Annotated in this window: 11 protein-coding genes; 7 read left to right on the top strand and 4 right to left on the bottom strand. The window is 67.3% G+C overall.

All coding sequences use genetic code 11. The features are described from left to right. Window positions 1-10: 10 nt before the first annotated feature. Together AC5QAB_RS13575 and AC5QAB_RS13570 are read right to left on the bottom strand one after the other, a co-directional pair. A complete protein-coding gene (locus AC5QAB_RS13575; protein ID WP_197561273.1) occupies window positions 11-1,009 on the bottom strand; it encodes a hypothetical protein in 999 nt (332 codons plus the stop codon). Further along, window positions 1,006-1,524, bottom strand: coding sequence for an RNA polymerase sigma factor (locus tag AC5QAB_RS13570; RefSeq protein WP_229653773.1), 519 nt, complete (start codon window positions 1,522-1,524; stop codon window positions 1,006-1,008). Before AC5QAB_RS13570 ends, AC5QAB_RS13575 begins: the two co-directional genes overlap by 4 nt. Before the next feature lie 247 nt (window positions 1,525-1,771). Here AC5QAB_RS13570 and AC5QAB_RS13565 point away from each other — a divergent pair, with 247 nt between their 5' ends. Beyond that, the gene (locus AC5QAB_RS13565) at window positions 1,772-4,612 is read left to right on the top strand and encodes a bifunctional diguanylate cyclase/phosphodiesterase (RefSeq protein WP_197561275.1); all 2,841 of its coding nucleotides are present in this window, start codon (window positions 1,772-1,774) and stop codon (window positions 4,610-4,612) included. A 19-nt stretch (window positions 4,613-4,631) separates the two neighbouring features. Here the strand turns inward: AC5QAB_RS13565 and AC5QAB_RS13560 are convergent, their stop codons facing one another. Both AC5QAB_RS13560 and AC5QAB_RS13555 read right to left on the bottom strand, forming a co-directional pair. Next, window positions 4,632-5,225, bottom strand: coding sequence for an LOG family protein (locus AC5QAB_RS13560; RefSeq protein ID WP_014036864.1), 594 nt, complete (start codon window positions 5,223-5,225; stop codon window positions 4,632-4,634). 193 nt (window positions 5,226-5,418) lie between these two features. Continuing rightward, on the bottom strand, window positions 5,419-6,915 hold the full coding sequence (locus AC5QAB_RS13555) for an aminotransferase class III-fold pyridoxal phosphate-dependent enzyme (protein ID WP_014646824.1): 1,497 nt from the start codon (window positions 6,913-6,915) through the stop codon (window positions 5,419-5,421). A 209-nt stretch (window positions 6,916-7,124) separates the two neighbouring features. On the opposite strand from AC5QAB_RS13555, the gene queA reads away from it, so the two are divergent. The 6 genes from queA (at window position 7,125) to fabV (ending at window position 14,797) form a co-directional block, all read left to right on the top strand. Next, window positions 7,125-8,192 carry a tRNA preQ1(34) S-adenosylmethionine ribosyltransferase-isomerase QueA gene (queA, locus tag AC5QAB_RS13550; RefSeq protein WP_014646825.1) on the top strand — a complete coding sequence of 356 codons (1,068 nt, stop codon included), beginning with the start codon at window positions 7,125-7,127 and terminating at the stop codon, window positions 8,190-8,192. 98 nt (window positions 8,193-8,290) lie between these two features. Continuing rightward, a complete protein-coding gene (gene tgt, locus AC5QAB_RS13545) occupies window positions 8,291-9,421 on the top strand; it encodes a tRNA guanosine(34) transglycosylase Tgt (protein ID WP_197561276.1) in 1,131 nt (376 codons plus the stop codon). Between the two features lie 133 nt (window positions 9,422-9,554). Beyond that, window positions 9,555-9,899, top strand: a complete 345-nt coding sequence (gene yajC / locus AC5QAB_RS13540) for a preprotein translocase subunit YajC (RefSeq protein ID WP_014036867.1) — start codon at window positions 9,555-9,557, stop codon at window positions 9,897-9,899. Between the two features lie 61 nt (window positions 9,900-9,960). Then, the gene (secD, locus tag AC5QAB_RS13535; RefSeq protein WP_197561277.1) at window positions 9,961-11,817 is read left to right on the top strand and encodes a protein translocase subunit SecD; all 1,857 of its coding nucleotides are present in this window, start codon (window positions 9,961-9,963) and stop codon (window positions 11,815-11,817) included. A 16-nt stretch (window positions 11,818-11,833) separates the two neighbouring features. Continuing rightward, window positions 11,834-12,814, top strand: coding sequence for a protein translocase subunit SecF (gene secF / locus AC5QAB_RS13530; protein WP_014646828.1), 981 nt, complete (start codon window positions 11,834-11,836; stop codon window positions 12,812-12,814). Window positions 12,815-13,537: 723 nt separating this feature from the next. Beyond that, the gene (gene fabV / locus AC5QAB_RS13525) at window positions 13,538-14,797 is read left to right on the top strand and encodes an enoyl-ACP reductase FabV (RefSeq protein WP_041863324.1); all 1,260 of its coding nucleotides are present in this window, start codon (window positions 13,538-13,540) and stop codon (window positions 14,795-14,797) included. Window positions 14,798-14,827 lie beyond the last annotated feature (30 nt).

The raw sequence follows: 14,827 nt of genomic DNA, 5'->3' as shown, positions 1-14,827 counted from the left end.
ACTGCCGGCTTCAGTCGTCCAGCAGCGGGCGCAGGTCGCGCGGCAGGCGTGCTTCCGGATACTGCTGCACATAGCGCTCCAGGCTGGCGCGGGCCAGGTCGCGCTGGCCGTCATCGCGGCGCGCGCGGATCTTCTGCAGCCACTGCCGTCGCGGCAGCTGTGCATCGGCGTCCACCTCGGCCTGCACGGCATCCGCACTGAGCCGCGCGTCGGCGCCGCGGCGCATGACGCCGGGCGCGGAGCGGCTCGGGGCCTGCCGCTTCATCGAGGTGATCTCTACCCGATCCAGTGCCTGCGCCCGTTCCGCATCGGCAGCGTTGGCCATTGGCGCCTCGGCGGTGCGTGCTTTCAGCGCCCCTGCCGGGGCCGGCGCCAATGCCGGTGCAGGTGCTGAGTAGGCAGCCGGTGCGGGAGGCGCGGGCGGTGCCGCTGCCGGTGCGGTGGCCGGAGCAGGCGGGAGCGCCGCAAAGGACGTATCGGCGGCCGCATCCGCCGCCATCGATCGTGCAGCCTGGGCCGGAGCTTCAGCAGTCTCGGTCGGCGCAGGCTTGGCTACCCGCGCGACGGGCGGCGCCGGGGGAGTAGCAACAGGGGCCGCCTCGGGTGCTGCAGGTTCGGTGGCCGTTTCCGATGCCGTAGCCGCGCTGTCGGCTGGACTGCTCCCAGCGGCCTGATCGGCGGCCGCGACGTCTGCCGCAGCGGGTGCCGCAGCAACAGCGGCCTCGCCTGCCGGAACCGGCGGCGGTTCCGGGCGCAGCTGCCAGGCGATGCCGATGGCGAACACCATCGAGGCGGCGATGCCGAACACCGCCGGCCAACGCGGACGTGTGCGCTGCCTGCGCGGCGCCTCGGCGGAGACAGCAGCATCGGCCGCCGGTGCGTGCACGGCAGCGCGGGCCGCGGCCAGGATGGTGGCGTCCAGTGCGGCGGGCGGAGCCTGCTCGGCGCGACGGCCGAGCAGCCGGGCCAGCTCGCGTTCTTCCGGCGTCAGCGGTTCGTCTCGGTTCATGCGTTCAATCCCGCACGCAGCTTGTCCATCGCGTAGCGCAGCCGCGATTTCACGGTTTCCCGGCCTACGCCGGTGATCTGGCCGATCTCCTCCAGGCTCAGTTCCTGATCCAGCCGCAGCTGCAGCACTTCGCGCTGCTCGGGCGGCAGTTGCTCCATCGCCAGCTGGATGCGGCGACGTTGTTCGAATTCGGAAAGCTCGGCTTCCGGGGTCTGCCCGTCCTCGATCGCGGCCAGGCGCAGGTCGGCGTCGGCCGGTGCGGCAGGGCGATGGCGAGCGGCCCGCCAGTGGTCGTTCAGGCGGTTGTGGGCGATGCGGAACAGCCAGGTGCTGAATGCAGCGTCAGGCTGCCAGCCCGCGCGCGCGCTGATCACCCGCTGCCAGACATCCTGGAAGATCTCCTCGGCCAGCGCGTTGTCGCGCAGTTGCCGCAGCAGGAAGCCGAACAGGCGCTTGCGATGGCGTGCATACAGGCTTTCGAACGCGCGCAGGTCGCCACCGGCCCAGGCCAGCATCAAGGCTTCATCGGTTGGCAGTGCGCTGGCTTCCACGGCGTACAGGGTAAGGCCTGCAGGCGATGGCGCATAGCCGGTGACGGGGGCGGGCAGGGCGAGGTTCATGGCGTGGAAGCGGCTACGGGCAGGAGGAAAAACGTACGGGCGCACGATTCGGGGTTTACGGGCTTCCATTGCCCCCCGGGTGGCGCGCTATGCTCGGCGGCTCAGGGGAGGCGACGCACAGACGGCGCCAAGAGATTGTCATTTGTCCACGCACGTTGAACCGGCGGAAGAGCCACCACACGAGGCCGTGCTGAGCACGGCGCTGGTGCGCGCATTGCATGCGCTGCTGCCGGACTCGGCCGTGGTCCGCGTTGGCTGGGATGACCCGCAGCTGGGCCGCGGACAGGGCGGCTGGCCGGCTGTCGCGGCGGCCGACGCGTTGACGGCGCCCGGCGTGGGCAACGGTTGCCATGGCTGGGAATATGACGGTGCCCGCCTGCAGTTGTCGGTCGAAGGCGCCGTGCCTTCAGCGGCGTGGTGGGGGCTGGCCCGGCAGGCCATGGAGCTGGCGCTGCAGCGCGGTCGCCAGGCCGGGCAGATCAAGGCGCTGGAAGAAGCTGAACGGCTGCAGCAGGCGCTGTTCCAGATCGCCGATCTGGCTGGCGCCGACCTGGAGATGTCGGAGATGCTGCGTCACGTGCACGGCGTGCTTGGCACGCTGATGTACGCGGAAAACTGCTACATCGTCGAGTACGACGATGTCCGCGACCAGATCCGCTTCCTGTACTTCGCCGACCAGGTCGATGACTTCGTGGCCGATCCGTCGCAGAGCCATGACGCCGACGAGATGCCGCGCAGCCTGACCGTGGCGTTGCTGCGCCACGGCAAGCCGCTCAGCGGCCCCTCGCGCGAGTTGCTGGCGCGCGTGGTCGAGCAGGAGCACGACCCGCAGCGTGGACCGGAGAGCCTGGACTGGCTGGGCGTGCCGATGCTGCGCGATGGCCGGGTATGCGGCGCCATCGTGGTGCAGAGCTATGAGCTGGCGGCCCGTTATGGCGAGGCCGAGCGGGCGCTGCTGGGTTTTGTCGCGCAGCACGTGCAGACCGCGATGGACCGGCGCCAGGCGCAGGTCCGGCTGGAACAGCAGGTGGAGCGGCGTACGCTGGAGCTGCAGCGTGCCAACCACAGCCTGCAGGATGAAGTGGCCGAGCGCCGCCGCGCAGAGCAGCTGCAGACCGCGCTGTACAACATCGCCGAGATGGCGATGTCGGCCGACAGCCTGGCCCAGTTCTACGGGCAGGTGCATGGCGTGGTCGGGCGCCTGCTTGACGCGCGCAATTTCTATATCGCGCTGGTGAACGGGGCCGGCAGCGGCCTGGACTTCGTCTACTCGGTGGACGAGCACAACGCCAGCCGTGCACCACGCCCGTTCAGCCGCGGCCTGACCGAGTACGTGGTGCGCAACCGGCGTCCGTTGCTGGCTTCGCGGCAGCAGATCGACGCACTGCTGGCCAGCGGCGAAGTGCGCGAATCGGGCGCACGTTCGCATTGCTGGCTGGGCGTGCCGCTGCTGCGCGATGACGAGGTGGTCGGCGCGATCGTGGTGCAGAGCTACAGCGAGAACAGCACGTTCAGCGTGCACGATCAGCGCTTGTTGACCTTCGTTGCACAGAACATCGGAACCGGGCTGGCGCGCCAGCGCGACCAGCAGCAGCTGCGTTCGGCGCATGCCGAGCTGGAAAAGCGCGTGGAGGAACGTACCCGCGAGCTGGCCGAGGTCAACGAGAAGCTGCTCGGGCAGATCGGCGAGCGCCTGCGTGCCGAGCAGCGCCTGACCCATCAGGCCATGCACGATGCGCTGACCGGCCTGCCCAACCGCCTGCACCTGCTTGATCGCCTGCAGGATGCGCTGGCGCTGGCCAAGCGCGAGGGTGGGCCGGTGTTCGCCGTGCTGTTCCTCGACCTGGACCGCTTCAAGCTGGTCAACGACAGCATCGGCCACGCTGCCGGAGATCGCATGCTGGTGGAGGTGGCCAAGCGCATCGTATCGATGGCCGGCACCGATGACGTGGTGGCGCGGCTGGGCGGCGATGAGTTCGCGGTGCTGCTGCAGTGTCCGCAGGGGCTGGCACAGGCGCTGGAGTTCGGCCAGCGGCTGTTGCTGGCACTGCAGGAATCGATGTGGATCGCCGGGCGCGAACTGTTCCCGTCCGGCAGCCTGGGCATCGCCTTGTGGAACCCGCGCTACCGGACCGGTGAAGAACTGCTGCGCGACGCAGACGCGGCGATGTACCGGGCCAAGGCGCAGGGTCATGACCGCTGCGCGATCTTCGACGAAGACATGCGCGAAGAAGCGATGCGCAGCCTGGACCTGGAAGCGGATCTGCGGCGTGCGATCAACAACCGCGACTTCGTGCCGTTCTACCAGCCGATCGTGCGCCTGTCCGATGGCGAAGTGGTGGGGCACGAAGCCTTGCTGCGCTGGCGCCACGAGCGTCGTGGCCTGTTGCTGCCCGGGGCGTTCCTGGAGCTGGGCGAGGAAAGCGGCCTGATCGAGCAGGTCGACTGGCTGATCTACGAACAGGTCATCGCGGGACTGGCCGAAGGCGGCCACGGCTATGTCTCGGTGAACGTATCGCCACGCCATTTCCGCTCGGCCGAGTTCAGTGGCCGCCTGTTCGGTCTGCTCGATGCATGCGGTGCCGACCCGCGTCGGCTGCGCCTGGAGATTACCGAGGTGGCGCTGCTGGATGATGGCCCGCATACGCTGCGCATCCTGCAGGGCCTGCGCGAGCGTGGCATCCAGGTGCAGCTGGACGATTTCGGTACCGGCTTCTCGGCGCTGTCCTACCTGCACCGCTTCCCGATCAGTACGTTGAAGATCGACCAGAGCTTCATCGCCGGCCTGCATGGGCCGGAAGTGCAGAGCACGCGCGCGCTGGTCGAGGGCGTGTTGTCACTGGCCCGCACCTTGGGCATCGAAACCATCGGCGAAGGCATCGAGACCGAAGCGCAGCGGCAGACGCTGCGCGAACTAGGTTGCGACTACGGCCAGGGCTACCTGCTGGGCCGTCCCGCGCCGTGGGACGGCGCAGTGGCCTGAGCCACCGCGCCGGGTCGCCTCAGCGCAGGGCGGAGCGACGCTTCTCGTCGATCCACTTGGAAGCCTGGGCCGGCTGGTAGTTCTGCATCCACTCCAGCATTTCCTCGATGTCCGAGCCGTACCACAGGTCCTGGCGCTGGTCCGGATGCAGGAAGCGCTCTTCCACCATGCGATCGATCATGCCGATCAGCGGGGCGTAGAAGCCTTCCACGTCGAGGAAGGCGCATGGCTTGTTGCCGATGCCCAGCTGGCGCCAAGTCAGCATCTCGAAGATCTCTTCCATGGTGCCGAAGCCGCCGGGCAGGGCGACGAAGCCATCGGCGAGGTCGAACATGCGCGACTTGCGCTCATGCATCGAACCGACGATCTCCAGTTCGGTCAGGCCGCGGTGGGCCACTTCCCAGTCGGCCAGCTGGCGCGGGATCACGCCGGTCACCTCCCCGCCGGCGGCGAGCACGGCATTGGCCACGGTTCCCATCAGGCCGACGTTGCCGCCGCCATACACCAGGCGCAGGCCGTCACGGGCGATGCGATCACCCAGGGCAATGGCGCGTTCGGTGTAGGCCGGCTTGCTGCCAGCGTTGGAACCACAGTACACACAGATCGATTTCATGGATCTTCCTGTCTCTTGGCCGGAAACGAAAACGCCCCGTCGCCAACCGCAGGGCGGTCAGGGACGGGGTGTCGGTGGATTATGAGGCCTTGACAGGCCTTCTGTAGAGCCGAGCCACGCTCGGCTGCGCTTCGTTCAGATCGCGGCAAAGGCTGAGTCGAGCATGGCTCGACTCTACAAACGCCAAGCAGGCTTACGCGGCAGCCGCCTGTTCGCGGCGCGGGCCTTCACGCAGGGCGCGGCCCACCATGCCGACCAGCAGGTCCAGCTCATCGCTGTCCATGCCGAAGTGCGGGGTGAAGCGCAGCGAATTCTCGCCGCCGTGGATCACGTTGATGCCGTGCTGGCGCAGCCATTCCTCGGTGGAATTGGCGCCGTAGCACTTGAACTGCGGGGCCAGCTCGCAGGAGAACAGCAGGCCGGTGCCCTGCACCTTGGTGATCAGACCGCCCAGTTCGCTCTTGAGCTGTTCCAGCTTGCGCACGGCCTCGGCACCGCGTTCGGCGATGTTGGCACGCACCTGCGGGGTCAGCTGCGCCAGGGTGGCACAGGCCACGTCCAGCGCGCGTGGGTTGCTGGTCATGGTGTTGCCGTAGATGCCCTTGCGGTACAGCTGCGCGGCGTGCTCGGTCACCGCCAGCACCGACAGCGGGTACTGCGCGGCGTTGAGCGCCTTGGAGTAGGTCTCCATGTCCGGCGGATCCAGGCCTTCGAAGCCCGGGTAATCGACCACCGACAGCACGCCATGCGCGCGCAGACCAGCCTGGATCGAGTCCAGCAGCAGCAGGCTGCCGTGCGCACGGGTCAGCTCACGGGCCACGGCATAGAACGCCGGCGGCACCGAACGGCCCGGGTCGCCTTCGCCCATTACCGGTTCCAGGAACACCGCCTCGATGAACCACTGGTTGCGTGCGGCGTCCTCGAACACCTTGCGCAGGCCGGCCTCGTCGTACGGCGCCACGGTGATCACCGAATCCTCGCCGCGGTAGCTGGCCAGGTGCTGCATGTAGCTCTTGCGGCTGGAATCGGAATACAGGGCAGGGCGGTCGGTACGGCCATGGAAGCTGCCCTTGACCACCACGCGCTTGATCGTGGCGCCGGCGTGGCGCGCGCCCGGGTCGGTCTGCAGCTTGGCGTTGACGTCGGCAATGCGCGCGGCCAGGCCCACCGCCTCGGAGCCGGAATTCAGGCACATGAAGCGCGCGAACGGGCAGCCGCCACGGCGGTGGCCGATCTCGGCGCGCAGGGCCGTGATGAAGCGCTGCTGCGACAGGCTGGGGGTCATGATGTTGGCCATCACCTGTGGGCGTGCCATCGCCTCCAGCACGGCATCCGGGGTGTGCCCGAAGCCGAGCATGCCGTAGCCGCCGGCGTCGTACAGCACCGCGCCCTTCAGGGTGACCACCCAGGGGCCACGCGCGGCCAGCGCCACGTACGGGGTCACTGCATCATCGGCGTAGAAATTGACGAAGCCGTCCTGCATCGCGTCGATCTGCGCCTGTTCGTCCTGCGCCAGCAGCGGCCCCAGGTCGGCCTGCACGCGCGCGAACTCCTCGGCGGCGGCATCCACTGCGGCGATCAGCTGCGGGTGGCGGACGGACAGGGCGGTCAGGGTGGCGTCGTCCAGGCCGGTGGTGAGGCGGGTGCCGGGCTGGGTGCGCAGGGGGGCGAGGCGTTCGATGAAGCTCATTGCAGATCTCCTGAAACGATGGGTCGCACGGGCCTTCAAAAGCAAAACGCGCGTCAACGCGCGCTTGGGGGCAGGCTCGTGCAGCGGACTTCCGACTCGATGCTAGCACTTGTTTTTTTGCGCGATAACCCCGCAAAAACCTGCTGCATAGCAGCATTTTGCGCGACGTTCGCCGCGAAGCACGCCGGCTCGCAGACGCTGGACGTACAATGCGCGCCATTGTCGACCTGTTGCCGCCCACTGCCTTGAAGAAGTCCGATTTCAACTACGACCTGCCGGCCGAACTGATCGCGCAGGCGCCCCTGGCCGAGCGTTCCGCCAGCCGCCTGCTGCTGGTGCCGCAAGCCCCCGCCGCGTTCACCGACCTGCAGGTGCGTGACCTTCCGTCGCTGCTGCAGCCGGGCGACCTGCTGGTGTTCAACGACACCCGGGTGATCCCGGCGCGCCTGTTCGGGCAGAAGGCCAGCGGCGGCCGCGTGGAGATCCTGATCGAGCGCTTGCTCGGCGGCCAGCAGGCCCGTGCCCAGGTGGGCGCCAGCAAGTCGCCGAAGGCCGGCAGCCGCATCGCGCTGGATGCCGGTGGCGAAGCCGAGGTGCTGGGCCGCGATGGCGAGTTCTACGTGCTGCAGTTCCACGTGCCCGAGTCGCTGGAGCAGTGGCTGCTGCATGCCGGCCGCCTGCCGCTGCCGCCGTACATCCAGCGCGAGCCGGGCGTGGACGACCGCGAGCGCTACCAGACCGTGTTCGCGCGTGAAGTGGGCGCGGTGGCGGCACCGACCGCGGGCCTGCATTTCGACGAACCGTTGCTGGCCGCACTGAAGGAAAAGGGCGTGGAGTTCGGCCACGTCACCCTGCACGTGGGCGCGGGCACCTTCCAGCCGGTGCGTGCCGAAGACCTGAAGGACCACGTGATGCACCGCGAGTGGCTGAATGTCGGTGCCGAACTGGTGCAGCAGGTGCGGCGCACGCGCGCCGCTGGCGGCCGCGTGATCGGCGTCGGCACCACTGTGGTGCGCGCGCTGGAAAGCGCGATGCGCGATGGCGAGCTGCTGCCGTTCGCCGGCGAGACGCAGATCTTCATCACCCCCGGCTACCGCATCCGCAGCGTGGACGCGATGGTGACCAACTTCCACCTGCCGGAAAGCACGCTGCTGATGATGATCTCCGCGTTTGCCGGCAAGGAGCGCGTGTTCGAGGCCTACCAGCACGCGATCGAGCAGCGCTACCGCTTCTTCAGCTACGGCGACGCGATGCTGCTGTTCCCGCAGGCGGGGTAGCGCGCCCCGGGAGGGCAGGGGCCCCCTGTGGGTGCGCACCTTGGTGCGCACGCCTTCTTGGGAGACAATAGGCAACTATTTGCCCCAATGACCGCTCCATGTCCCGACTGCAGTTCCAGCTCCAGACCCGCGACGGCCGTGCCCGCCGTGGCCGCCTGACCTTCCCGCGTGGCACGGTGGAAACGCCGGCCTTCATGCCGGTGGGGACCTATGGCTCGGTCAAGGGCATCCTGCCGGACCAGGTGCGCGCGCTGGGCGCCGAGATCATCCTCGGCAATACCTTCCACCTGTACCTGCGCCCGGGCCTGGACATCATCGCCGACCACGGCGGCCTGCACGGCTTCTGCCGCTGGGATGGCCCGATCCTGACCGACTCCGGCGGCTTCCAGGTGTTCTCGCTGGCGCACCGCCGCAAGATCACCGAGCAGGGCGTGACCTTCGCCTCGCCGACCGACGGCGCACGGGTCTTCCTCGGTCCCGAGGAGAGCATGAAGATCCAGAAGGTGCTCGATTCGGACATCGTGATGATCTTCGACGAATGCACCCCGTACCCGGCCACCGAGGACGTTGCCCGCCGTTCGATGGAGTTGAGCCTGCGCTGGGCGCAGCGCAGCCGCAACGCGCATGACGAACTGGGCAACGACGCGGCCCTGTTCGGCATCGTCCAGGGCGGCGTGCATACCGACCTGCGCAGCCGCTCGGCCGATGCCCTGCAGGCGATCGGCTTCGACGGCTACGCCATCGGCGGCCTGGCCGTGGGCGAGCCGGAGCAGGAGCGCAACGCCATGCTCGACCACCTGGACCCGGAGCTGCCGGGCGACCGCCCGCGCTACCTGATGGGCGTGGGCCGGCCAGAGGACTTGGTCGAGGGTGTCGCACGTGGCGTGGACATGTTCGATTGCGTGATGCCGACCCGCAACGCCCGCAACGGCCACTATTTCACCTCGTTCGGCACCGTCCGCATCCGCAACTCCCAGTACGCGCGCGACATGGACCCGATCGAGCCGGGTTGTGGCTGCGTGGCCTGCACCGGCGGCTACACCCGTTCCTACCTGCGCCACCTGGACCGCTGCAACGAGATGCTGGCGCCGATGCTGGGCACCCTGCACAACCTGTTCTACTACGAAAAGCTGATGGCCGACATCCGCGCGGCGATCGAGGCGGGAACCTTCCTGGCCTTCCGTGAGTCCTTCTACGCGGCACGCGGGGCGGTGCCCCCGCCGCTGTAACCCGAACGCCCCCTGCCAAACGGCCCAAGGACGAACGCCCGGGGCCGTGGCATACTTCAAGGCTGACCCAGATCCGCGGTCGACACCCCCGTCCCTGAAGGGACGGGAGCGCCGCCCAACCAAAGGACCAACGATGAACCTGCTTGCTTTCCTGATTCCCGCCGCCCACGCCCAGGCCGCCGGCGGCCAACCGCAGGGCATGGGCCTGACCACGCTGCTGTTCCCGATCATCCTGATCGCCATCATGTACTTCCTGATGATCCGCCCGCAGATGAAGCGGCAGAAGGAACACAAGTCCATGCTGGAGAAGATCAAGCGTGGCGACGAAGTGCTGACCAACGGTGGCATCGCCGGCAAGGTCACCGACATCGGCGACAACTTCATCACCATCGAAGTGGCCGAGAACGTGCGCATCCGCGTGCAGAAGGGCGCTGTCGGCAGCGTGCTGCCGACCGGCACCCTGGATTCGGCCAAGTAAGCCACTCCCTTTCCGAAGCACAACCGCGGCGCCGGGGATGGCGCCGCGCGGGACCCAAGCAATGCTCGAATTTCCACGCTGGAAGTACGTCGTCATCCTGATCGTACTGGCGCTCAGTGCGCTGTACGCGCTGCCCAACATCTACCAGAAGGACCCGGCCATCCAGATCACCGCCAACCGTGGCGGGCAGATCGACGATGCGCTGCGCGACCGTGTGCTGGCCGACCTGAAGAAGGCCGGGGTCACTGCCATCGGTGCCGAAAAGGAAGGGGAAAGCCTGATCGTCCGTCTGCCGGACCTGAAGTCGCAGTCTGCGGCCAGCGATGCCCTGCGCGACACCGTCGGCGAGAAGTACACGGTGGCCCTGAACCTGGCCTCGACCGTGCCGGACTGGCTGGCCCGGCTGGGCGGTCGCCCGATGGTGCTCGGCCTGGACCTTCAGGGTGGCGTGCACTTCGTGCTGCAGGTCGACCAGAAGGCCGCCCTCGACAAGCGCCTGGATGCCTACACCGAAGACGTGCGCAGCACCCTGCGTGACGCCCGCATCGCCTACCAGTCGGTGGAGCGCCGTGCGGACAACAGCATCGTGGCCAACCTGAGCCCGTCCGCCGGTGACGACGCCGCGCAGCGTGCCCGTGCCGCCCTGGTCAAGGCACAGCCGACGCTCGGCTATGACGTCAGCGGCAACCGCATCACGGCCACCGTGCCGGAGACCGAGATCACGCAGATCGCCAACGGCGCCATCGAGCAGAACATCAACACCCTGCGCAACCGCGTGAACCAGCTCGGCGTGGCCGAGCCGATCATCCAGCGCCAGGGTGCCGACCGTGTGGTCGTGCAGCTGCCGGGCGTGCAGGACACCGCCGAAGCCAAGCGCATGATCGGCGCCACCGCCACCCTGGAGTACCGCGCGGTGGTCGAGGGCAATGCGCAGGACGCCATCAATTCCGGCCGCATCCCGCCGGAAGCGAAGGTCTACCAGCAGCGTGATGGCCGCGGCCCGATCCTGCTGAACAAGCGCGTGATCGTCACCGGTGACCAGATGGTCGGCGCGCAGGCGGTGACCGATTCGAATAGTGGCTCCCCGGCCGTCAGCGTGACGCTGAACAATGTCGGCGGCCAGCGCATGTTCGACTTCACCAGCGCCAACGTGAACAAGCCGATGGCGGTGGTCTACACCGAACGCGTGCCGACCGTGACCGTCGTCGACGGCCAGGAAGTGCGTGGCTTCAAGGTCAACGAGGAAGTGATCTCGGTGGCCAACATCAACGGCGTGTTCGGCAAGAACTTCCAGACCACCGGCCTGCAGAAGAAGGAAGCCGAGGACCTGGCCAAGCTGCTGAAGTCCGGCTCGCTGGCCGCGCCGATGGACTTCGTCGAAGAGCGCGTGGTCGGCCCGAGCCTGGGCGCCGAGAACGTCAAGAACGGCATGCGCGCGGTGGTGTTCGCGTTCCTGTTCACCCTGGTGTTCTTCAGCATCTACTACCGCATGTTCGGTGTGATCACCTCGGCGGCGATGCTGTTCAACCTGCTGATCGTGGTGGCGGTGATGTCGCTGTTCGGCGCCACCATGACCCTGCCGGGCTTCGCCGGCCTGGCGTTGTCGGTGGGCCTGTCGGTGGACGCCAACGTGCTGATCAACGAGCGTATCCGTGAAGAACTGCGCGCCGGCGTGCCGGGCAAGACCGCGATCGTGACCGGTTACGAGCGTGCCTCGGGCACCATCCTCGACGCCAACCTGACCGGCCTGATCGTCGGCGTGGCGCTGTTCGCATTCGGTACCGGTCCGCTGAAGGGCTTCGCGCTGACCATGATCATCGGTATTTTCGCCTCCATGTTCACTGCGATCACCGTGTCGCGTGCGCTGGCGACGCTGATCTACGGCCGTCGCAAGAAGCTCCAGAACGTGGCCATCTGACGGGACGACACGCACAATGAAACTGTTTCCGCTGCACATCCTCCCGAACGACACCAAGATCGACTTCATGCGCTGGCGCCATGTCGCCATGGCAGTCACCATCGTGGTGTTCCTGGCCTCGGTCGCCATCATCGGCATCAAGGGCTTCAACTACGCACTGGACTTCACCGGCGGCACCCTGATCGAAACGCGTTTCGAGAAGGCCGTGGACGTCGAGCAGGTCCGCGCCAAGCTGGAGCAGAACGGCTTCGACGGTGCCCAGGTGCAGAGCGTCGGTGGCAATACCGACCTGCTGATCCGCCTGGCGCCGCACGGCGAGCATGCGCCGGGCACCGGTGATGCCGCTGCCGAGGACAAGGCCACCGCCGCGGCCGTGGTGAAGGTGCTGTCCAGCGCCGACAACCAGGCCACGGTGATGAGTACCGCATTCGTCGGCCCGCAGATCGGCAAGGACCTGGCGAAGAACGGCCTGTACGCCACCATCTTCATGCTGGCCGGCTTCCTGATCTACATCGCGGTGCGCTTCGAATGGAAGTTCGCGGTCACCGCCAGCATCGTGGCGATGTTCGACCTGATCGTGACGGTCGCCTACGTGTCCCTGCTGGGCCGTGAGTTCGACCTGACCGTGCTGGCCGGCCTGCTGTCGGTGATGGGCTTTGCGATCAACGACATCATCGTGGTGTTCGACCGCGTCCGCGAGAACTTCCGCAGCCTGCGCGTGGACTCGATGGAGGTGCTGAACCGTTCGATCAACCAGACGCTGTCGCGTACGGTGATCACCGCGGTGATGTTCTTCCTGTCGGCGCTTGCCCTGTACCTGTACGGCGGTGCGTCGATGGAAGGCCTGGCCGAGACGCACATGATCGGTGCGGTGATCGTGGTGCTGTCCTCGATCCTGGTCGCGGTGCCGATGCTGACGATCGGCTTCCTGCGCGTCAGCAAGCAGGACCTGCTGCCGAAGGCGAAGGACGTCGAGGCCCTGGCCCGTCGCCCGTAAGCATCTGCTGCATGCGGCACACAGAGAACCCCGCGCAAGCGGGGTTTTTTGTGTGCAGGGCTTGCAGCCCTGCACCCACGGTAGTGCCGGCCGCTGGCCGGCAACAGCAACAGCAACAGAGTGCATTCCGTGGTTGGGCGGGACGGTGTCGGAGTGCGGGGACGCCGCAAGTACGTCCGTGTAGGCTTGGCAGCCGCATCCATGCGGCTGACACCCCGCACTCCGACACCGCCCCGTCTCTGACAGATTCCTGCGGCTGTTGGTAGGTGTCGACCTTGGTCGACACATCTGTCAGATATCGATAATCAAACTGGAATCAGATCTACCGTGTCGACCAAGGTCGACACCCACCAGAGAAGAATGCTGTCCCGACAGGTCGCGGAAGTCTGTCGAAGGCGGGGTGGGTCCGGTTGCGGGGGCGTGAGCCGCATGGATGCGGCGACCGAGCTTACATGGACGTACTTGCAGCGCCCCCCCGCAACCGAATCCACCCCGCCAACCCACAGGAACCCCGCTTTTGACGCTGCTGTTGAGGTTGCCGGCCAGCGGCCGGCACTACCGCGTGTGCAGGGTGCAGCCCTGCAAAGAGAAACCCCACCCTACGCCAGCGTCGGTTGTGCAATCGTCCCCCGCGCACTACGATCCTGCGGTTCGCGCGCGCAGGCGCGCGCCCGTATTCCTGCTGAGCGCCCCGTGCGCCGCATCTGCCAACCCGAGGTATCCATGGTCATCAAACCGCGCGTCCGCGGCTTCATCTGCGTCACCACCCACCCGACCGGCTGCGAGGCCGCGGTCAAGCAGCAGATCGACTACATCCGCGCGCGCCCACCGATCCAGAACGGTCCCAAGCGGGTGCTGGTGATCGGTGCGTCGACCGGCTACGGCCTGGCCGCGCGCATCACCGCTGCCTTTGGCAGTGGCGCCGCCACCCTCGGCATCTTCTTCGAACGGCCGGGCAGCGAGACCAAGCCGGGCACGGCGGGCTGGTACAACTCGGCTGCGTTCCACAAGTACGCCGACGAAGCCGGCCTGTATGCCAAGAGCATCAACGGCGATGCCTTCTCCGATGAAGTGAAGGCGAAGACCATCGAAATGATCAAGGCCGATCTCGGCCAGGTCGACCAGGTTGTCTACAGCCTGGCGGCGCCGCGCCGCAAGCATCCGAAGACCGGCGAGATCATCAGCTCCTCGCTGAAGCCGATCGGCGAGCCGATCACCCTGCGTGGCCTGGATACCGACAAGGAAGTGCTGACCGAGACCCACCTGCAGCCGGCTACCCCGGAAGAGATCGCCGGTACCGTCGCGGTGATGGGCGGCGAAGACTGGCAGATGTGGATCGACGCGCTCGCCGATGCCGGCGTGCTGGCCAACGGCTGCACCACCACCGCCTTCACCTACGTGGGCGAAGAGATCACCCAGGCGATCTACTGGAATGGCTCGATCGGTGCGGCCAAGAAGGACCTGGACACCAAGGTGCTGGGCCTGCGCGAGAAGCTGGCCAAGATCGGTGGCGATGCACGCGTATCGGTGCTGAAGGCGGTGGTGACCCAGGCCAGCTCGGCCATTCCGACCATGCCGCTGTACCTGTCGCTGCTGTTCAAGGTGATGAAGGAAAAGGGCACCCACGAAGGCTGCATCGAACAGCTGGACGTGCTGTACGACATCCTCTACGGCGGCAAGGCCGACGGCGTGGCGATCGATCGCCTGCGCCACGACCTGGTCGATGGCGATGGCCGCACCGTTGCGCTGATCGATGAGGAAGGCCGCCTGCGCGCCGATTACAAGGAAATGGCCGCAGATGTGCAGGGCAGGGTGGTCGCGCTGTGGCCGCAGGTGACCAACGAGAACCTGTACGAGATCAGCGACCTGGCCGGCTACAAGGCCGACTTCCTGCGCCTGTTCGGCTTCGGCGTGGAGGGCGTGGACTACGAGGCCGACGTCAATCCGGACGTGAAGATCGAAAATCTGGTCGACATGACCTGATCAACGAAAAGGCCGGCGAACGCCGGCCCT

Source organism: Stenotrophomonas sp. YJH_SMC_127 (assembly GCF_059372445.1).
The sequence above is the reverse complement of the archived record's forward strand: the minus strand, read 5'-3'. Positions and strand labels throughout refer to the sequence as shown.